18 protein-coding genes are annotated in these 21,731 nt (G+C 41.0%); 3 read left to right on the forward strand and 15 right to left on the reverse strand.

The window, feature by feature from the left end; genetic code table 11:
* Positions 1-101 precede the first annotated feature (101 nt).
* The gene (locus tag CGC64_RS03105; protein WP_005676691.1) at positions 102-1,352 is read left to right on the forward strand and encodes a thioredoxin family protein; all 1,251 of its coding nucleotides are present in this window, start codon (positions 102-104) and stop codon (positions 1,350-1,352) included.
* 90 nt (positions 1,353-1,442) lie between these two features.
* Here the strand turns inward: CGC64_RS03105 and CGC64_RS03110 are convergent, their stop codons facing one another.
* The 13 genes from CGC64_RS03110 to CGC64_RS03185 all read right to left on the reverse strand — a co-directional run bounded on the left by CGC64_RS03110 (position 1,443) and on the right by CGC64_RS03185 (position 16,066).
* The gene (locus CGC64_RS03110) at positions 1,443-2,270 is read right to left on the reverse strand and encodes a helix-turn-helix domain-containing protein (RefSeq protein WP_005676692.1); all 828 of its coding nucleotides are present in this window, start codon (positions 2,268-2,270) and stop codon (positions 1,443-1,445) included.
* Positions 2,271-2,454: 184 nt separating this feature from the next.
* Positions 2,455-3,450, reverse strand: a complete 996-nt coding sequence (locus CGC64_RS03115) for a fimbrillin family protein (protein ID WP_005676693.1) — start codon at positions 3,448-3,450, stop codon at positions 2,455-2,457.
* Between the two features lie 54 nt (positions 3,451-3,504).
* Positions 3,505-4,500, reverse strand: a complete 996-nt coding sequence (locus tag CGC64_RS03120; protein WP_005676694.1) for a DUF5119 domain-containing protein — start codon at positions 4,498-4,500, stop codon at positions 3,505-3,507.
* 7 nt (positions 4,501-4,507) lie between these two features.
* Positions 4,508-5,785, reverse strand: coding sequence for a DUF3575 domain-containing protein (locus tag CGC64_RS03125; protein ID WP_005676696.1), 1,278 nt, complete (start codon positions 5,783-5,785; stop codon positions 4,508-4,510).
* A gap of 230 nt (positions 5,786-6,015) precedes the next feature.
* The gene (locus tag CGC64_RS03130; protein ID WP_005676697.1) at positions 6,016-6,513 is read right to left on the reverse strand and encodes an HU family DNA-binding protein; all 498 of its coding nucleotides are present in this window, start codon (positions 6,511-6,513) and stop codon (positions 6,016-6,018) included.
* A 737-nt stretch (positions 6,514-7,250) separates the two neighbouring features.
* Positions 7,251-8,174 (reverse strand): tyrosine-type recombinase/integrase, encoded by a 924-nt coding sequence (locus tag CGC64_RS03140; protein ID WP_005676700.1) that lies wholly within the window; start codon positions 8,172-8,174, stop codon positions 7,251-7,253.
* 45 nt (positions 8,175-8,219) lie between these two features.
* Complete coding sequence (locus CGC64_RS03145) at positions 8,220-9,392, reverse strand: HNH endonuclease family protein (RefSeq protein WP_005676702.1); 1,173 nt, start codon at positions 9,390-9,392, stop codon at positions 8,220-8,222.
* A 22-nt stretch (positions 9,393-9,414) separates the two neighbouring features.
* On the reverse strand, positions 9,415-10,266 hold the full coding sequence (locus tag CGC64_RS03150) for a BRO-N domain-containing protein (RefSeq protein WP_005676704.1): 852 nt from the start codon (positions 10,264-10,266) through the stop codon (positions 9,415-9,417).
* 188 nt (positions 10,267-10,454) lie between these two features.
* Positions 10,455-11,648 carry an adenine-specific methyltransferase EcoRI family protein gene (locus tag CGC64_RS03160; RefSeq protein WP_005676705.1) on the reverse strand — a complete coding sequence of 398 codons (1,194 nt, stop codon included), beginning with the start codon at positions 11,646-11,648 and terminating at the stop codon, positions 10,455-10,457.
* Positions 11,649-12,575: 927 nt separating this feature from the next.
* Positions 12,576-12,797: a DUF4248 domain-containing protein gene (locus CGC64_RS03170; protein ID WP_005676707.1), complete on the reverse strand. Its 222-nt coding sequence runs from the start codon at positions 12,795-12,797 to the stop codon at positions 12,576-12,578.
* 419 nt (positions 12,798-13,216) lie between these two features.
* Positions 13,217-14,341, reverse strand: coding sequence for a DNA-processing protein DprA (dprA, locus tag CGC64_RS03175; RefSeq protein ID WP_005676708.1), 1,125 nt, complete (start codon positions 14,339-14,341; stop codon positions 13,217-13,219).
* On the reverse strand, positions 14,338-14,739 hold the full coding sequence (locus CGC64_RS03180) for an acyl-CoA thioesterase (protein WP_005676709.1): 402 nt from the start codon (positions 14,737-14,739) through the stop codon (positions 14,338-14,340). The genes dprA and CGC64_RS03180 overlap by 4 nt, the downstream gene beginning before the upstream one ends.
* A 37-nt stretch (positions 14,740-14,776) precedes the next feature.
* Positions 14,777-16,066 carry a peptidase U32 family protein gene (locus tag CGC64_RS03185; protein ID WP_005676710.1) on the reverse strand — a complete coding sequence of 430 codons (1,290 nt, stop codon included), beginning with the start codon at positions 16,064-16,066 and terminating at the stop codon, positions 14,777-14,779.
* 124 nt (positions 16,067-16,190) lie between these two features.
* Between CGC64_RS03185 and dusB the strand changes: the two genes are divergently transcribed.
* Positions 16,191-17,186: a tRNA dihydrouridine synthase DusB gene (gene dusB, locus CGC64_RS03190; RefSeq protein ID WP_005676711.1), complete on the forward strand. Its 996-nt coding sequence runs from the start codon at positions 16,191-16,193 to the stop codon at positions 17,184-17,186.
* A gap of 55 nt (positions 17,187-17,241) precedes the next feature.
* Here the strand turns inward: dusB and CGC64_RS03195 are convergent, their stop codons facing one another.
* Together CGC64_RS03195 and CGC64_RS03200 are read right to left on the reverse strand one after the other, a co-directional pair.
* Positions 17,242-18,207, reverse strand: a complete 966-nt coding sequence (locus CGC64_RS03195) for a phosphatase PAP2 family protein (RefSeq protein ID WP_005676712.1) — start codon at positions 18,205-18,207, stop codon at positions 17,242-17,244.
* A complete protein-coding gene (locus tag CGC64_RS03200) occupies positions 18,198-19,205 on the reverse strand; it encodes an NAD-dependent epimerase/dehydratase family protein (RefSeq protein ID WP_005676713.1) in 1,008 nt (335 codons plus the stop codon). The genes CGC64_RS03195 and CGC64_RS03200 overlap by 10 nt, the downstream gene beginning before the upstream one ends.
* Positions 19,206-19,554: 349 nt before the next feature.
* Between CGC64_RS03200 and rnr the strand changes: the two genes are divergently transcribed.
* Complete coding sequence (rnr, locus tag CGC64_RS03205; protein ID WP_005676714.1) at positions 19,555-21,711, forward strand: ribonuclease R; 2,157 nt, start codon at positions 19,555-19,557, stop codon at positions 21,709-21,711.
* Positions 21,712-21,731 lie beyond the last annotated feature (20 nt).

A 21,731-nucleotide genomic window follows, 5' to 3' on the forward strand; every position in this document is an offset into this window, starting at 1 on the left:
ATTGCTAAGTTTTAAGAGTCGAGGGACAATTTGATTAATGACAGAATCCCCTGCCGGCATGCCGGCAGGGGATTTATTCTTATCAACACAAAATAATTAATATGAAACAACTCTTTCTTATCTGTATGACAACAGTATGTCTGCTATCGTTTCAAACGATACAAGGACAGCAAGTAGTTCCTGCACAGAGAGCACAAATGATCCCTGCCAAAAAAATGCAAATGACTCTTGCACAACCGGATGGCATCGCTTTCCGCGAACTCTCTTTTGCCAGTGCATTGAAAATGGCTAAAGAAGAAAACAAACTACTTTTTGTAGATTGTTTTACCACTTGGTGTGGCCCTTGTCGAATGTTGTCCAAGGTAGTTTTTAAAGATTCTCTGGTTGCCGATTACTTCAACCGCCATTTTGTCAATCTGAAAATGGATATGGAAAAAGGAGAAGGGATAGATATCAGAAAAAAATATGATGTGCGAGGCTATCCCACCCTTCTTTTCCTAAATTCAAGTGGTGAAGTAGTACATCGCCTTCTTGGTGCCGACGAAGCGTCTGCACTGTTGGAAAAAGTAAAACTGGGAGTAGAGTCCGGCGGAATTTCAGGTCTTAGGAAACGCTATGAAGCGGGTGAGCGTGACTCTGCCTTTGTCTGCGGATATATCAATGTACTTTCTGCCGCCAACCGTGAAGAAGAGGCGGGAAAAGTAGCTGCTGATTTCTTACAGGGAAAAGAACAGAAAATACTGGAATATGAAGGTTATTTCTCAATATTCTACCGCTATATACATGATATCAACTCCTCGGCATTTTTATATGTGGTAAATCATAAGAAGGAGATAGCCGACAGATTTCCACAACAAGCTTCTTCGCTCAACCGTAGAATACTTGAAGACTGGATTATCGGCTCTTATACATATCTGAAAGTGGATGAGTCGAAACATTGTACATTCGACGAACAAGGACTGAATGCTTATGTCACTCGTATGAAACAGATGAATGTAGCAGAAGCCGACATGATAGGCGAAAATCTACGGCTTAACAGAGACGGCATTATGAACCAGTGGGACTCGTTTGTAAAACGGGGAGACAAACTACTTGCTTCACACACAATTCTAGGCGATGAAGAACAATTATTGCAGTGGGTGAAATGGATGAACAAAGCATGTGCAGATATGTCATTACGCGAAAAAGCTACTCAATGGTGCGAAAAAGCTTGTGCAGACTTAATAAAGAAAAACGAAGAGATCAAGAAAAATCTGCCTCCCGGTGCAATTCCTGCTATTTCTATGATAGATTATAAAGCACAGTTGCTACAAGTAGCAGAAAAATTGAGGAAACCAATGGAGCAGAACTGAGAATCTATAATAAAGCATAAATATAGATAGAGGTTGTCTCAATGTAGAGAGTTCAGCCTCTGTCATTTATCAGCAAATCGTAACTTCTTTCTATCTACGTAAATTACGAGGAGAAGCCCCAAAGGATTTTTTACAGAAATTGGAGAAGTGAGGTAATGACTCAAATCCATATTTATAGCATATTTCAGAGATTGTACATTCTGAGTTTTGCAAATCGTCCAAAACGTTTTCCTTGCGGCGTGCCAGCATCCATTCATACACAGGTTCATGAAAGACACTATTGAAAATCCTACGGAATGTACTGATAGTGTATCCGCCTAATTGTGCCAGTTCTTCTACCGTCTTTACTTTTTTATAATTCTGAATGACAAAACATTGAAAGCCATTTGTATATTTGGAAAGTGGATGTACCAAGCTCGCAAGATCATAATCGGAGTAGTAGTAACCCAACACAAATGCCAATTCCTTCCGTTTGAGAGACAACAATTCCCGACAGACTTTATCTCCCTTCAAATAGGTTATAGAGCCATTCAAGAAATATTGTAATTCAGGAATTATTTTTAAAGGGGAATAGATAAGCGGAGGAGATACCTCTTTCATGATATGATTAAAACGCAAATCGCAAAACAACTCCGGTTGAACGAAACGATAATAAATACATTCGCATTCAGTCATAGCAAGCATCTCAAATTTTGATCCGATAGCCTGAAGAATAAACTCACCTTCTCTGAGCATCGTACCTGCATATTCCTGACTATTAACCAGCATCTCTCCCTTCATCAAAAAAAGAATGAAATTCTCCTCGCATTTATGCGCAGGCCTATGGAAACCTCGCTGATAAATAATATGAGCAATGGCATTGCTCACAGCTTTTGGACAGTTTTGACAATCCCAATTTCCTTGACAGATAGACGGCATATGTTGGCTTTGCTTGTATTTGTTTTATGTTTCCAACAAAAATATATGAAAGATTTCATATAGCCATAAAAAAAAGGAGAAAAGTAAAAAAGAAGTCATCTCATTTTTCTGAGATGACTTCTTAAAAGTATTTCTAATCTAGAAATAATCCTTCGAAAGCTCAATTTTCAAATCTAGAAAATTCTTACTGAGCCTCGTTTGCTTCCGGCGTTGTTTGAGTATTCCAGTTAGTTACATCTGGAGTAAATGTAACATTTTCAGCTCCTCCTGGTAATAAAAGAGTATAAAGAATCTTATCACCAGCTCCCCAAACAACATCTTTCAAACTAACTTTTTTCTCTCCATTAAAGACTTCTCCACCACCATATACAGTAGAATATGCTATTGTTATTTCTGCATTTTCTCCCAAAGTTTGCGGCATTAACATTAATGCATTATCACCCGTTGCTAAAGTAAGTCCAGAAGTACCTGTAAAATCGGTATAAGTTGCATTATACTGATACGATTTAGGAGTAGAAGGACTTGACCAAGTACCTACTACACTCTCAGTAGGATCAACATAAGTAAAATTTCCAGTATTATTTATTCCTGACAAAGTAATCTCGGTTACTTTATAAGTAAAACCATCATCCTTCCCTTTTAATTTGAAATTAATCTGGGTCAGGACATGTTTAAAATCTAATTTTACAGGTGTACCGGATACTCCCGGTTTGGTTTCATTTTTTGCATAAGCCACGACTAAATCTTCTTGAGAATCAACGATAGTATAAGAAAAACTTGGATAACCTGCTTTTGAACTAGTCGGCTTAACATAGCTCACATTAGCCACAGGCGAATATGAAAAGAATTGAATCTTATCCTTTAAAGGCCAGTAATAAGGCCCAACAGGGTTCATTGTCCATGCTGAGCTATTCCAAGAAACTATCACACCATTCATAAATAGTGTTTCACCCAAAATGGTTTCAGCAGACATATCATTATTCTTTGTATTATATGCAAAAACCTTAAACCCACCATTAGTTTTCAAACCTTCTGTCTTCAACTCGCTCGCTCTTGTTGCCTTACTTACTATGGTAGTAAAGTTAATCTCAGTTTTCTGTCCTTCATTCTCAAATTCTTCATTCTGTGAGCAACTCGTAATTGCCAAAGCAGCTGTTACTGCCAATAAAATCTTTTTCATAACTGTATCTTTTTAGTTAATAATATTATTCTATTCTGTTTATGCTATTAGGAATCAGTTTACTGGTAATTCAACATTATCTTCTGGTCCCCAACCATCAACGTTTCCATTCATTCCTCCACCCCCGTCAGGATTAGGTGGTGTTTCCGGTTTCTCTACTTCAATCTTATCATCAGGTGGCAACTCAATCTCTGGTGGCGGATCTTGTTTTCCTGCTTCCTCCTCCTCATCTTTTTCAAGCGTACCAATTATTTCAGTAACATCAATCGTCCTTTCCTGTATCGTATTATCAGTTCTTACAAAACTTAGTATCAACTTTACACTACTTGCTTCTCGATAGACCGGTTCTCCCAACATTGACATTCGCGTCGGTATATCTTTCGCCCCTTTAAAAGCAGTAAAATGCGCTATTACTTTGCCACCCTCCTTCTTTGCTTCAAAATAAATAGGCTGTGAGTTACACATTCCGCAACCTTTACCTATACAATAGCAATCAGACAATCCATTTACACACCCTATAACTGATGTCACATATTCCAGTCCTTTCACCTCTATTGCAAAGGAGTAGTTCTTTATCACCGATTCCAATTTCCAATCCAAGTGAAACACTTCATCACTTTTCTTTATTTTCAATTCATCAATATTCAACACATATAACGGGTCCGGCGACCAAACCATTTTTTCAGTTCCGGCAATGCCCAAACCATTACAATATCCCGTATATGCCTCAATCGTTTCATAGGACTCCTCACCTCGGATTCGCACTACTTCCGTGTTATAGTTGTAAGCTACCACCGAATATCGTCCGGGAGGGACCTTCATCTCCCCGCCTTGTACCGAAAGGTACCTATCCACTTTTCTGCCTTCCCCGTCTTTCGGATAAAATATAATCCGAACTCCTTCCGGCAATTCATCTGTTACTCCGGCCCAATCTAACGAGATTTCCACCCCGCTTACAGGATAATCATCCAATACATCGCGACGACTACACCCGGTCAGCATCAGCAGCGAGGACAGAAGCACAAGAATAATATATCTTGTATCTCGCATAACGTCCTTACCTCCTTGTTGTTATCAGCCATACCAGAGAAATTTTCGCCTTGGTAGGGCCAATAAAGTTATAACGCCCACTATTTGTCCATATAATATCCCCCTCGTAAGGAGTATATTTCTTATATTCCGTTGTCAAATACCCTATGCCGAGACTGAACTCAAGTGAAAAATGAAGTGCCAGTTGTCGTGCATACCCGTAAGTCACTCCTGCAGCTCCATAATACTTACCTTGATAACCGTCTCCCTGTAATTGAAAGTCATATATTCCACCTTCAGCATAAAGCCCGATAAAATGCCCGGTCAACCGATTATGTTTCTGCCTGTTTCCCAACCAGTAACGTCCTTCCATGCCTCCTGAAAGAAGTTGATAGCAAAAATCATGTTCACTATTCAGCCACCACGGGCATTTGTATTCGGTATTCAAAGACCACCGTTTGCCTAATGGAATCTCCACTTCTATATTCGGCGCCAATGCCATATCATATAGCAGGTTATTCTTCACTGCAAGTACTGTTTTACTTTTCCCCGGTCCTTCTGCCTCCGACATAACTGCCTCACAGGTCTGTTCATTTACACTTTCTCCCACAGACTTATCAGGCTGACTATCCGGAAGCGCCTCTTCCTGTCTTGAAACCAACAACTCGGAGACAGAAGATACCGGTTCAAAGGTTTCCTTCGCCACTTCCGAGATTTCCCGGACTATTGTAATTTCAGACCGCCTCAACTTAGGAAATACATTGTTGACCATGTATCTGTAAGCAGCTCCCTGATTTAACTTACGTAACAATTGTTTCCGTTTTACGATATCATTCTTATGATAATCAATCAATATCAACACTTCCTCACGATCCGGCAGGTTAGGGTCAGCTGCCGCTATCTTACGTAACTCTGACCAATTCTCGCCAGCTGAAAAATAATGAATCTTATTAACGTCAATATCCGAATGGTATCGTTGTAAAAACTCACTAATCGAATGGTTCCTCTTGGAAATCAAACTTGCATTATAAGACTCATCGCCTTCAGGAGAAACAAAAGTGGTTACATTCAAAGCAGTTATATATTTGGTATCCGCATTTCCCGCCAACAAAGAGTCTAACATCATAATCATCCGATTATTACTTTTATAGCGAGAATCAATACAAGTCCCAGACGCCTCAAAATATATTACTACCTGTCGGGCTGTATCACTTGCAACTGTAAAAAACGGGACCATAGCATATCCACTTTCTGAAAGGCTGAGTAATGCCATAAAAAAAGTCAATATATAGGTTCCATGTTTCATAATTGTTCGTTTCTGTGAGCAAATATAGAAGTTAAGAAATGAATAAAATCATACTTTCAGAACAAAATATAGAGTGTGGAAGGTTCTGTGAACCGATTGAAACGATTTTGCAAGTTTGGAAAGGATTAACAGCAGAATATAAACAAAAAAGATGCACAGATCATCGAACATTTATCGATTCTCTGTGCATCTACAACTCTAAAGCCTTCTTTAAAGCAAAACTAAACTTATTATACTGCCGGATCGGGTGTCACTCCTCCTTCTCCCTTGCCATCATCGCCAGAACCCGGCTTTCCGCCGGTATTGCCACCGTTGCTACTTCCGTCCGTATAATCTGTTTCAATCTCCGCACGACGCGTAATACTCATGTCCGCCAACGTATCTTTGAATATTTTCCCCGGATAGAATAAAATCTTTCTCTGAACGATTGACTTGGACGAAATTTCCTTTTCTTCATCCGAGCTTTTTGTACGGATAGTAGGGCTAAAGATTCCGAACTCACCCAACTGAACGCTCTTTCCGTCATCAATATCCTCAGCCATTTTATCTACCAGACCACTGACTACCAAATCGACCACTTTCCGATGAACACCACAAAGCTGACTTACTTTGCGACACATCTTTGCAAAATTAACCCTACCGGAACGAACCGATTTTGCTACATACTTTTCGTTTTTGTCTTTGTCAAAACCGAACACTCTTTTTGTTACTACATACTCTAAAGCCATAATCGTTAAAGTTTAAATGGTTAAAAAAATAAAGGTTATCTGTTTGCCATTCGTTTTGTTTGAATGACTCTGCAAAGATATAACAGGCCGTATACTGTCCAGTCCCCTTTTGTCTCCATTACGTCTCCTTTTTGGTACTTACAGGTCATTAGATTCAAGTAATAACACACTAGTTATTAACTAGATATACAAATTAATATTTTTTCATGAATACATCATCAAAGTAATCTCTCATACTAGATCTAAACACCGCCTCATTCTTAAAATATCCTCCTTTATAAAAATGTACCCGTTTATGCAGTAAACAGGCTAAAATAGCCACATGCAATCTATCTATCAAATTCATCAACCTTTTTGATAAAAGGAGCAATTGGAGTAATTTCATTTCCCCAAAGACTAATATCCATATTCAAAGCTATATAGTTCTGTTTCCCGAGACTCTCTCTATCCGTTCTAAAGAAATATCCAGTTTGTTCGGTAGATAAGTTCTCCGAAGTAATTTTGTCAAAAAGATAAAAAGCCATATCATGACAGAAAAATGCTTGGGAACAATATTGTTTACTCTCATATAAATCTCGACAGAAAAAGGTAACATCAGCAGAATCTAAGCAATACATCAACGTAGAAGGTAAAACAACTGTATGCTTAAAAAACTTGTGATAATGACGTCAATCATGCGCATCACATACATGGAGGACATTTTTTTGTCCCCCATGTATATAGAGGCCAAGACTAACTCATGTTATTCCCAAGAAATTACTCATACGGTCAATACACCGTTTCTTTTGATTGAGATTAGGATGAACGTACAGATTAAGTGTCGTTGCCACATTTGAGTGACCGAGTATGACACTGACAGTTTTATAATCACACTGGCTTTCAATACATCGGGTCGCAAATGTATGCCTAAGTCCATGAAAGACCAAGTGGGGAATATCCAATCGTTTTAGCAACCTGCCAAAATAATCACGATAAGAACGAGGCTCTTTAGATTGTATGGAAGTGCCTACCACGTATGGGGATTGAGATTGTTTCCTTACCATTTTCAACGCTTGGAAAAGCTGTTTGGATATAGGAATCTCACGACAAGAATTCTTGGTTTTTGGGGAAGAGTGAACCCTTTCTGTAGATTTCAACTCACAGTTATATATTCTGCCTACAGTATGCTGCACGATGACTGTCTTTTGTGCAAAATCCACATCTTCCCATTTCAAAGCACAAACCTCACCGATTCTCATTCCGGTACAGAGAGCCAACAGTACACCTATATTTTGTGGAGTGGGCTGTTCCAGCAAGTGACGCATCAATATACGCTGATGATTTAATGACAATGTTGGCGGCAGTTTGTTTTCTGTTTGGGTAGGATATTCGATTTCCCATTCTTCAAAATGGAAAATCCCATGCTTATTCCCATATTTGATAACAGATTTGAGCACTGCCACTATATCCCGAACTGTTTTTCTTGCTAATCCGGAAGTACATTTGTCTATCACAAACTGCTGGACATCCTTCTCTGTTATATTTTCCGCAGCGCCAAATCGTGGCAATAGGTGTGTCTGTAACGTAAGCTGATAAGCACATAGGGTGGAATGCTTCACTATCGGACGTTTTGCATCACACCAAATCTCGGAAACTTCGTGAAATGTTTTTTTATTGTTCATATTTTGAGAGAATTAATTGATTTAACTCTCTCAAAATAATACATTTTACCGATTTCCCTTTGAACGGTTATGGGTTTTACAAAGCATCTCACAATTTTCCATGCTGGTTGCCCCTCCCTTGCTCCATGCAGTCACATGGTCGGCATCCATTTCTGAAAGTTTGTAAATACGGGTTTTGTTGGCATTATTCCCCAACGCACAGAGCGGACAATTAGAAATTCCTTGTTTCTCAGCCGCTTCGGTCTGACGCTTGTAAGCAGCCCGCTTGGTTGATTCTTCAAAGATTCGGACGTCAAGCAGTTTCTTATCCTCTTCTCCACCCAGTACATATTCGTAAATATTTCTGGGACACCGCACACTTTCATCCGCTTGCAAGGCTTTTACCCGTTCTGTAACATGGACGGTGCTATAAGGGGTGGTATGGTACGTTTCATACAGCCGTCCCCATTCCAAACCGCACATGTCACGCTCTACCATAGTAAAGGTAGTTGATACCCAGTCAATCACAGAACGGAAATAACCTTCCAATTCTCCCGTGGAAGGCTCGTGACGGTGTATGCTCATATAGGCGTCGATGCTCATCCCCTTACTGTCGCAAATCCACCGGAGGGCTTCCGCCAGATAATCCTGCCGTTTCACATCTCCCTTGATATAATGATTCCATTTCTGTATTTCCGCATTTTGGGAATTACTGAACACCCGCTTGGCTGCATTTACGAACTCGCCCGAATAGATGGCATTGAGCAATTCCTGCTCCTTGAGCGGAATGCCCACAATATTGATAGTCTTAAACCACTCTTTTATTTCCTTTTCTTCACCCTCGCATTCATATACCAGCAGAGAGGATTGCATAATCTTTTGTTGCTGTTCTTCGGGCAATCCCGAGAAATACTGCACGTTATCCGCTTCATTCTTGATGGCGAATTTGCCTGTGATGAACCGGCCGATGGAAGTGATGCGTTGCTGCCCGTCAAGTACTTCAAATCGTCCGTCCACAGTCCGGTTGAAATAGATTAGTCCGATGGGATAGCCTTTTAGCAGGGATTCTATTACCGCTACATCACGTTTCCCATCATTGTAGATGTAATGGCGTTGATACTCGGGTTGGATAGTGAGCCGCCCGTCCAATCCAAACAGACCTTTACCTTCCAATTCGTTGTAGGTAAATCCTTTACAGATGTCTTCGACAGTCCATTCTGTATGCAATGTTGTCTCCATGATATTGATTCACTTTTTAGGATTATTCTTTTGTGTCTTCTTCTTCCGGAGATGAATTGAGCGCAATACCTGTCTTGGCGTTCAGCGGACTGATGACAGCCTTGCCCGTCTTGGCTTCCAACTCCATACGGGCATTGCGGGCAATCTCACCACCGGCTTCCGCCACATCCATGTGTTCCCGAAATGTCTCCGGATTTTTACTTTCAGATATTTCTTTGGTGGAAAGTTCCGCCAACATATTTAGTACCAATTCCTTATTGGTCATATTGTCACGTAAGTTCTCTTTTTTCAGACCTTTGAACTGCTTATATTCCTTGGCGGTCATGTCACTCCAAGTCTGATAAATAATATCGGTCAGCGTAGCAAACTGCACCCCCTCTTGCAATCCGTGCCGCTTCCATTCATCCGTGAGGTCTTTACGAATCTCTATGGATTTGAGACGCTGATTAATCCAATTATCCGAATACCCCAACCGCTTATAGTCCACCAGTGCTTGATTGATAGAGAGTTCGGGGTCTTGCATTTGGTTAAGACGTTCAGTCGCCACTTGTGCCATCCATTGCTTGAACGGTTCTGCTTTGGGCGATGGAATAGACTGAATCAAACGGAGAAGCTGCTGAGTATCTGCGACATCGGTTAAATACATCTTTCCATCAGCCGATCTCATTTTCAGTTGACTACAATTTGTAGTCAACTCACTCCCTTCTTTTTTTAAACGTGTTTTCAAGACACTCCAATACTTACGAGGATTAGGGCTATCGGTTAGGACAGCCACCACATCCACTATGGAAAAGTACCATTTTTCTTCTTTGTCATCCCAAATGGTACGCACTTTCTTGGTTTCAAAAAGCTTGATGGCATTATGCTGAGTCATAATATTATATTTTGTCTTTATTTTTAAGTTAAAATCTTAGGGATAACCGATAGGCAAAACACATCTTGCTTAAGAACCAAGAAATACACGAATGTTGACAGCCAAAATACAACGACTTGAATGCGAGAAGCGTTATTAAAGATGGCAGAAGATATATTCCTATGTATGCCCGATTACTCATCCGTAAATTATAATCTGATATGTCTGATAAGTACTCTTGCATATACTTGGGTGTAATACTTTCCGTCAACTATATAATAAGTCTCATTTTGAGGAACTTTAGAATGAAGCAATACCGCTCCATCATTAAGTTTCGTCACTTTGGATTCTTTCCCATGGTGGTCTATTTGAATTTGCTCGGGATAAATCTTAGAAGCTATTCCATACCAAGTTTTAGTTATCCCTAAGATTTTAAATTGCTCCGGACAATATTTAATCAGAAATGAGATAGGAACTCCCATCACTCCTTCATAATCTGACGGAATGGCATCCGTAAAAGGTACTTCAATGGCATCATAATTATCGTAGCGGTCATAGGCAGCTTTGCCTTTCAGTTCCTTATGTTTGGAAAAGCGGAGGTTGTCTGCCATGCTCATCAGTGACAATGGCTCGTGACGACGACCATGTTCAATACTGGTAAACCAACATGAATTGCCCAATCTGGTATAATTGCCTACATATCCTAATCTTGCAGCTTTAGCCCTGTCTTTCTCATCCACTTTAGCTCCTTCAGGAACACCAAAAACCATATCATTTCCATTTCCTGTAGCACCTAACCAAACTTTGTTATCTTTTATCAGTGGAAAGACCTCTTTATAAGTGATTGCATTCATATTACCTATTACAGCAAATTTCTTCCCGGCTTCCACAATCCAAGCCAAGAATTCACGAAACAGGGAGAATGGCGGATTGGTGATGATAAAATCCGCTTCATTGCGAAGCTCGGTAACTTCTTTGCTTCGGAAATCTCCGTCACCTTCCATATACTTCCACTCAAGGTCATCAATATTGATACGTCCGTCCCCACTTTTGTCTCGTTCCAAGATGAATATCTTACCTTTCACCTGTGCCTTGGACGGGTCGAACTGAGGTGCTTCTTGCTCAAACAAAGAGGGCTGATAAGGCGTTTTGTATTTTTTGCTATCCGGCGCATAGCTCGTAGAAATCAGTTTTTTCAAGCCCAACTCATCGAATTTGGCAGCAAAGTATCGGGTAAAGTTGCTCCATTCTGGATCATCACAAGGAAGAAGCACAATCTTTCCTCGAAACACATCGGGGTCATATTCAAGATAGGCGTTCATTTCAATCTCTATGTCATGAAATTGCGTATAGAACTCATCATTCTTAGCCGCCTTAGCTTCTTTTAGATTAGTATTTGCCATATGTCTGTTTTTTTATTTCGTTAGGTACAAAAGTGTACGCACATCCACATTCAGTATTTCCGCTATCCTGTATAGTACGGTTATAGGCGGTTACACTCTGTTCGTAGCGTATAGATTGACCATGTTAAAACCTTTACCAAGCCGTTTAGCCAATTCAGTTTGACTAATACCCGCCTCAATCAATGTTTCTTTTATCCGATTCATTGCGACATCTTCTTTAACTTGTCACAAAGGTATATAATTTTATTGGGTAAACCACTGTGCTCTTAAAAGAAAGTATTTCGTTAATGGCTTATCCAAAGCTATTTTGGAAAATTCTATTTGTTTTTTCGCCAGCTGATTTTATAAAACTGCCACCGATAGTTCGTACTTTCGAAAAAAATCCCTATATTTGTAAATGAAAGAGTTATTTGACAGCATAGCAACGCAAAACGCTGAAATTCGTACAGTTGCAAACTCGTTACCGCTACTTCTCAAATAATTCGCTAAAAGTTTATTTCTCAATCGGTTAAGTCTAACTGACAAAAATCTAAAATAGATAATACAAATTCTTCGATTGCATCCGTAAAATAATTATGTGAATGCCCCCCAAAACCCTAGAATAATATTATGATTGCCAATATAAAGAATATCTTGTATTCTTTTTTCATACGAACGACTGTCCCCAAAAGTTACTTTATAAAATGACAAATAAAAAGAATCTATGCTTTCCCATTCATCTTCTATTGAAAATAGTTTATCATTTGTGCAAAAACCATTCTTAAGTTTATAATAAAAACCTTCATCGTTTATTATAAACGGGTCGACAGTTTATTATAAACTTTCATATAGCATTTAAGCACTTCCGGACCGAATTTATGCAACAAAAAAGGCTGCAAAACTCCTAAAAGTTTGCAGCCTTAAGCTCTTTGTCGGGTTATTTATACCCTAATCCTCATAAGGATCACCTAGATGTTTTGTTATAATCTTATACTGTTTCATCGTCAGATAGCGATGATTGTAGGGCAGATACCCTGTCGGCATAAGTTCTTTGACCAACGGGTTACAACCTTTAATCCATCGGCTGAGACAACGTACCGCGTTCTTGCTGGTAGTACACCCGGGGAAGTACATCACGGCAAGTTCGGCAAAAGCTAAGATTCTTCTCATTTCACTTTTAAGTTTTAAATTGTAGTTTTATTGTTGTTATTATACCTACAAAGATACAACATAAAAAAGCGTTTGTCAAGTCATTCGGGCTGTTGAAAAATTAACAAAATAGAAAATACTACCACAACAATATGATTATTAGTTATTTATCTGCTTTCAGATTCGACCGGTTCGAAAATCGTCGAACTACTTCCGACAAACCTAAAATTATCTTCCGAAAAAGTGGTATAGAAGTACATCGTGTCCGATAACAGTAAAAATCAGTGAAAGAATTTAAAAGAGAAACAAATGCAACAGAATTATTTGGAAGAAATACAATGAAGGCTTACATTTGTCATGTGATTTTTTTCATAGTATTAGATTTAAGGTTAACAAAGGTTGGAGCAAAGCGTTGCTCCTTTTTTTATGTTTATGATAAACTAAGCTAATAATTGATACATTCCTCCCACCAATACACGAATTACACCTTTCATTTCAAGTTCGAAAAGAATTGCATTCATTTTCTGTACAGGAATATCTGCTTCAACAACTAATGTATTAATCTGTAAATCTCCTTGTTTCTCCAGAATATCAACCACCTTTTGCTCGTCCTCGGATAAGTCAAGGAAAAGACTGCGTTGCACATTTTCCACTTTCGCCGGATGAGCAGCAATATCCCAACCCATTGCCGATACAAAATCTTCTGCCGAAAGAAGTAAAGAAGCCTTATTATCCCGAATCAGTTGGTTACAGCCTTTGGAATATTCATCATTCAGGCGTCCCGGGAAAGCAAAGCAGTCCCGGTGATAGCCTTCGGCAAGTTCGGCAGTGATTAACGAACCACCCTTCTCGGCAGACTCAATAACAATTGTAGCGTCACACATACCGGCAACGATACGGTTGCGGCTGACAAAGTTATGGCGGTCGGGATTCGTTCCGGTCAAGAATTCAGTTAACAGCCCACCATTATCAAGCATATCAATAGCTGTCTTTCGATGCACATAGGGATAGATGCGATCCAAGCCATGGGCAAGAACTCCTACCGTAGAAAGCTGATTGGCTAATGCTGCACGATGAGCGTTTATATCGATTCCATAAGCCAAGCCACTGACTACCAAGATATCAGGGCACAGTACTTTCAGATCGTGCAAAAAAGAAGCACAGATACGGGTTCCATAATCAGTGGCATGACGAGTACCTACCATATTAACGACACGGAGGGCATTCAAATCTGTATTTCCTTTGAAGAAAAGAACAACGGGAGCATCCTCACACTCTCTCAATCGGGAAGGATACTCCTCGTCGGTTATGGTCAGGCAACGAATATTATTCTTCTGAACAAAATCAAATTCCTGCTTCGCACGGTCAATGGCTTGCGGGCAATCCAACGCATTCACTACACGCCGACTTATTCCCGAAACACATTCAAGAAGTGCCTCGCGATTATGGAATATGAACCCGGCACTTCCCGCCTCGTCCATCAAATGTTTCGCTCCAATATGCCCGATACCAGGCACCATTGTCAAAGCAATACTATAAATTTGTTCTTCTTCGGAGCTATTCATTTCAGGTAAGGTGCAAAGACGTTATCAAACAATTCGCTGTCACTCAAACGTCCATTTACTACACATACCGTTTCAACAGTGGATTTCACTACTACTTTATTATCACTTTTCCGGAAAATATCCTGATAAAACACATACTTAATGCCTTCTTTCTTCATATATAGCTTGGATACAAATTCATCTCCACTCTTCAACGGAGTTTTGAAAGCCATATTGATGCGTGCTACTACGGGATCGACTCCCTGCTCATGAAGCGCTGCAAAGCTAACGCCGACCGAGGTCAGAAATTCATGCCGGGTATGTTCCAGATAATGCTGATAGTTGGCATTATTGACAATACCTTGAAGGTCGCATTCATAATCACGCACCTTCATTTCCAATTCATAGATATAGTTCATTTATCGTGAATTAAAGATTAGAGAATAATGACCGGAGCTAGCCTCTTTTCTGTTCGATATCCAGCCCTTTAAACTTTTTCAGTTCTTCGGTAGATACCAGTTTATACAGTTTGTCACTCGGACGTATCTTATCCGACTTCATAGAGAAATGCTGCCCTTTCTTTACGGTCTGCACCGGTTCCAGATCAACACGCGCTTCATCCAATGTCATAAAAACAGCGCCGGTAGTCGGTCCTGTAATCAACAGTTTGTCGCCTACGCTAACCTCGGCAGCTTCAACCAAAAACTCGGAGACTCCGATGTTAGAAAAGTATTTGATCCCTTTTCCCACGTAAATCTTACGTTCCGTTGCCGCCGATCCATAATTGCGGGTCCATTCTCCCAAACGCTGTCCGAGATAGTAGCCGTCCCAGAAACCACGGTTGAAAACGGTCTTCAGGCGTTCATCCCATGCTGCAATCTTTTCATCAGTAAAGGTATCTTCCAGATAGGCTTTGATAGCTTCTTTGTAGCATTCCACCACTGTGCGCACATACTCAGGTCCACGGGCACGACCTTCAATCTTGAACACACGCACACCTGCATCCAACATCTTATTCATAAAATGAATAGTTTTCAGGTCTTTCGGCGACATGATATATTCGTTATCAATATCCAATTCCACATCCGTTTCCTTATCACGAACGGTATAAGAACGACGACACACCTGCATACAAGCACCCCGGTTGGCAGAATGGTTCATCTCATGCAAAGAAAGATAGCATTTACCCGAAACAGCCATACAGAGCGCACCATGACAGAACATTTCAATACGAAGCTGTTCGCCACTCGGACCGCAGATATGTTCTTCCTGTATCTGCCGGTAAATCTCCGCTACCTGTTCCAGATTCAATTCACGGGCCAGTACCACTACATCAGCAAACCGGGCATAGAATTTCAACGCTTCTGCATTGGAGATATTCAGCTGGGTGGAAAGATGCACCTCCTGCCCTATCCGGCGGGCATAGTCCATCACTGCAACATCAGCCGCAATCACAGCCGAAATTCCCGCTTCCTTAGCCGCATCGACAATCGTATGCATTAAAGGAATATCTTTATCATAGATAATAGTATTCACCGTCAGGTAGCTTTTCATCCCGTGCTCATCGCACGTGCGGGCTATTTCCCGCAAGTCATCAATCGTGAACGTATTAGCCGAACGGGCACGCATATTCAAGTTTTCTATACCGAAATAGATAGAATCGGCACCTGCCTGAATGGCCGCAGCTAGAGATTCGCGCGAACCTACAGGAGCCATAATTTCAAAATCTTTCAAACTAAGACTCATAGAATATATACTTATTTGTATCAGTTAAGCAAATGAATGCGTACAAAGGTAGGCTTTTTTCCGTATTTTTGCAGCGAAAAGAAGAAGTTACTTCAATCATAAACAGCAAATAACAAAATCGTATATGAAGATTAACCATATAGACTTGGGAAAACATCCTATCCTGCTTGCTCCCATGGAAGACGTGACCGACCCGGCTTTCCGCCTGATGTGCAAAAAGTTCGGAGCGGACATGGTATATACTGAATTTGTATCGAGTGACGCACTGATACGTGCTGTCAGCAAGACAGCGCAGAAGTTAAACATCAGTGATGAAGAACGTCCCGTCGCTATTCAGATATACGGCAAAGATACGGAAACCATGGTGGAAGCCGCAAAGATTGTGGAACAGGCACAGCCTGATATTTTGGATATTAACTTCGGATGCCCGGTGAAAAGAGTGGCCGGAAAGGGTGCCGGAGCAGGAATGTTGCAGAATATCCCTCAAATGCTGGAAATTACCCGTGCTGTAGTGGATGCGGTAAAAATCCCCGTAACGGTGAAAACCCGTCTGGGGTGGGACGCCAACAACAAAATTATCGTAGAGCTGGCAGAACAGTTACAGGATTGCGGTATTGCCGCATTAACCATACACGGTCGTACCCGTGCACAAATGTACACCGGAGAAGCAGACTGGACGCTGATAGGAGAAGTAAAAAATAATCCGCGGATGCATATCCCGATCATCGGCAACGGGGATGTGACAACGCCTCAACGCTGCAAGGAGTGTTTCGACCGTTATGGAGTGGACGCTGTTATGATAGGCCGTGCCAGCTTCGGCCGTCCATGGATATTTAAAGAGATGAAGCATTATCTGGAGACAGGCGAGGAACTGCCGCCACTAAGTTTTGAATGGTGCATGGAAGTCCTCCGCCAGGAAGTGATTGACAGTGTAAACTTACTCGACGAACGCAAAGGTATCTTGCACGTACGCCGTCACTTGGCTGCAAGCCCGTTATTCAAAGGAATCCCTAATTTCCGTGACACCCGCATCGCTATGTTACGTGCCGAGACCAAAGAGGAGCTGTTTCAGATATTTAATGAAATACTCACCAACAGAGAAAGTAGCCCGAAAAATTAAATACGATATTTATAGCATTGCATCCTTGAAGATAGTATTATGGAGCAATGCTATTTTATTTGAACATCGGTTGCGCAAACCACTTTTTAAACATCCAAGTTACCATCACATACAACAGGAATGCGGAGAAAAAGCCTACAATAGCATCAATGACATAATGAGCCTGAATATATACAGTAGCTCCACAAAGCAGCATATAGAAAGGTATCAGGCAAGCAAACAGCTTCTTACTGCCCCGCCATGCCATAATCATCAGAATGGTAGAAATGCCGACATGCGAACTTGGAAATGCGGCCGTAGGCCGTTCGCCCACTTGTTGGGAGCCTTCCACTAAACTATAAAAGAACCCATGCTGATAGCCCGGACCGGGAAGCAATTCCTGATGATGATTGAAATAATCACCGATAGCCGGGAAAATTCCTTTAGAAACATTATCAAATCCAATGGCAGGAAAATAGAATTGAGGTCCTGCAACAGGTACGAATATATATATCAGATAATAGATAAAGAAGGAAGTGACAAGCACAAAAGACATCTTTTCAAACCACTCGAACCTATAAATGAAATAGAATAACGCCACAATCAACATCATCGGATAATAGAAGAAATATCCCATATTGAACGCCTCACTGACCAGAAGATGCGGGAACGTATGACAGAACCAGATAGCAGGTTGCCCATTAAAAATAAACTGTTCGGTGATAGCGAAGACATGATCCAGATTCGGAAAGAACCGGTTGAACTCGAAAGTATCCGGATACCAGTAAGAAAGCAGGCTCATCTGAATGACGATGCGTACAAACGCCGAAAACTTACAGGGAGCAAGCCGGTAGAGATACATCAACAGAAAAGTCATTGCAGCAATCATAGCCCTATCCAGCAACATGTGCCATGGATGATCCATTCGCTGAAACAGGAATAGAATCAAAATGGAGGTCAACAGATTATAAATCAATGTAATCTTCTCCACAGCAAACAACCCTTTCCGGGTTTCTACTCGCTTAAATAAGTCTAAAGCCATCCTTCGTTTTTATACCAGGCAATGGTTTCATGGACTCCCTTTTCCAAATCATATTCGGGCGCATACCCCAGTTCATTAATTGTCGGGATGATGTCACATTGCCAATTGCGTTGTTTCATTATCTTATATTTATCCGAATTTAGTGTACTGCTCTTTCCGGAACGTGTAGCAATAAATTCAGCGAGCAAAGATATAACTTTTAGCACAATTAATGGACATTTCAGATGAAGAACAAACGGATTACCCAATTCTTTTTGTATCAGGTCCGAAAACGCACGACTCTTATACACATTCCCGTCTGTCAGGAAATACGTTCTACGGGTAACATTTTTCTCTATTCCCAGGAAAATAGCTTGCACAATGTCTTTCACATAAACAAAAGTAAGGTCTTGACGCCGGAAACCCACCGAGAAATCAACATGCTTCTGAATAGATTTCGCCATAAGGAAATAATCTGTTTCACGAGGTCCGTAAACTCCCGTAGGACGATAAATGACATAAGGAAAACCGGGAATACTCTGAATATACAGTTCCGCTTTCAGTTTACTGAACCCATAAGCCGTATTGGGCGCCGGAGTATCATCCGCCTCAATCGGAGTATAATCCTTCTCACGTACAGGACCGAATACACTCAACGTGCTGATATATATAAACTGCTTCGGAACCATATTCAACGCTTTCAGCGTGTCTATAAAATATTTAGTCTGGAGATAATTGACATAATCAAAAGTCTTTTTGTCAGAGCATTTGGTGACACCGGCACAATGAATGATATAATCAAACTTGTTATAAGTACCTTTATGCCCGGAGAGTTGGGCGCGAAGTTCATTAGGATGCGCAAAGTCCAGTTCCAGAAAATGAATCTTCCGGTTTTTCAAATATTTCTTACTGCTCGTAGAACGAATCCCTGCCCACACACCAAACCTTCGTTTCAACGCTTCCTCTACGATGAAACTTCCTATAAAACCGCTTGCGCCCGTAATTAAAACACTCTCCATTATTACTCTCTAGGTTCTGCGTGAATATTAATAAAAGTACCTCACTAAACATTTTCTTGATAATGCCACAAAGATACAATAAATATAAAACAAAAGCCATTTTGCTTTTCTCAATTATTATTTGTCGCACTCAACCCGTTGAAAAAAAACGATACCCTTTAAATACCACTTAAATACAACGATAAAATTATGAGTTATCCCCAACTTTGTAATATACCTTATCAGAACCAACCTGACCTATTACGGAAAATCAAATACAAGACTGCAAAGTTATTTTTCTTTCCTCAAAGTTTCGATAAGGAAAATATTCCTATATCTTTGTAACTAGATATTTTTAAAAGACTACATTATGGCGAAAAAGAAAGAAAAGAAAGAGAAGAAAGCCGGCAAGAGAATGAGTAAAAAACAGTTAGCCGCGCTATTGATAGACTTTTTCCATGCCAAACAAAGCGAGACGCTGAGCATGAAATATATTTTCTCAGAGTTACATCTCACCACTCACCCGCAGAAAATGCTATGCGTCGATATTCTTCACGAAATGCTGGATGATGACTATATCAGCGAAATAGAAAAGGGAAAGTTCCGTCTCAACAATCATGGAACAGAGATGACCGGCACCTTCCAACGGAAAAGTAACGGAAAGAATTCCTTCATCCCCGAAGGAGGGGGCGATCCTATCTTTGTGGCCGAACGCAACTCGGCCCATGCGATGAACAACGACAAAGTAAAGATCACCTTCTACGCCAAACGTAAAAACAAGGATGCCGAAGGGGAAGTAATAGAAATACTGGAACGTGCCAACGATACATTTGTCGGTACACTGGAAGTAGCCAAGTCGTATGCTTTTCTGGTGACGGAAAACCGCACACTTGCCAATGACATCTTTATCCCGAAAGAAAAGCTGAAAGGTGGTAAAACCGGAGACAAAGCAATTGTGAAAGTGACCGAATGGCCGGACAAGGCAAAAAATCCTATCGGACAAGTCATTGATATACTTGGCAAAGCCGGTGAAAACACTACGGAGATGCACGCCATTCTTGCCGAATTCGGTTTGCCTTATGTCTATCCGAAGTCGGTAGAGACAGCGGCAGACAAGATTCCCGCCGAAATTTCAGCCGAAGAGATTGCCAAACGTGAGGACTTCCGCAAAGTTACCACTTTCACTATTGACCCGAAAGATGCCAAAGACTTCGACGATGCACTTTCTATCCGCAAATTGAAAGAAGGATTGTGGGAAGTAGGTGTACACATCGCCGATGTGACGCATTACGTGAAAGAAGGAGGAATCATTGACAAAGAGGCAGAAAAACGCGCCACTTCCGTCTATCTGGTGGACCGCACCATTCCGATGCTTCCCGAACGATTGTGTAACTTCATCTGTTCCCTCCGCCCGAATGAAGAAAAGCTGGCTTTCTCCGTAATCTTCAATATTACCGAAAAAGGTGAAGTCAAGGATTCACGCATCGTTCATACGGTTATCAACTCCGACCGCCGCTTTACTTACGAAGAGGCACAGCAAATTATCGAGACAAAAGAAGGAGACTTCAAGGAAGAAGTACTCACACTGGATACTATCGCCAAAGCACTTCGCGAAAAACGTTTCTCAGCAGGAGCTATCAACTTCGACCGTTACGAAGTGAAGTTCGAGATCGATGAGAAAGGGAAACCTATCAGCGTTTACTTCAAGGAGTCAAAAGACGCCAATAAGCTGGTAGAAGAATTTATGTTGCTTGCCAACAGAACCGTAGCCGAAAAGGTAGGACGTGTGCCGAAGAATAAGAAAGCCAAAGTGCTCCCTTACCGTATCCACGACCTGCCCGACCCGGAAAAGCTGGAAAACTTGTCGCAGTTCATCGCCCGTTTCGGCTATAAAGTACGTACAAGCGGTACAAAAACAGATATTTCAAAGTCTATTAACCACCTTCTGGACGATATTCATGGTAAGAAAGAAGAGAATCTGATTGAAACAGTTTCTATCCGTGCCATGCAGAAAGCGCGTTACTCTACGCATAACATCGGCCACTACGGACTGGCATTCGAATATTACACTCACTTCACCTCACCGATCCGCCGTTTCCCGGATATGATGGTACATCGTTTGTTGACGAAGTACATAAACGGAGGACGCAGCGTATCAGAAGCCAAATACGAAGACCTCTGCGACCACAGTTCGAACATGGAGCAAATAGCTGCCAACGCTGAACGCGCTTCTATCAAATATAAACAGGTAGAATTTATGAGCGAACGCTTGGGGCAGATTTACGATGGCGTAATCTCCGGTGTAACCGAATGGGGACTCTACGTAGAACTGAACGAAAATAAATGTGAAGGTTTGGTGCCCATCCGCGATCTGGATGATGATTATTACGAATTTGACGAGAAGAACTATTGCCTTCGCGGACGTCGTAAAAACAAGATATATAGTCTGGGAGATGCTATTACCGTTCGCGTAGCACGTGCCAACCTTGAGAAGAAACAATTGGATTTTGAATTAATAGAAAAATAAGTTCACCACAAAGGGGAAGC

This window comes from Bacteroides caccae (genome assembly GCF_002222615.2).
Lineage (GTDB): Bacteria > Bacteroidota > Bacteroidia > Bacteroidales > Bacteroidaceae > Bacteroides > Bacteroides caccae.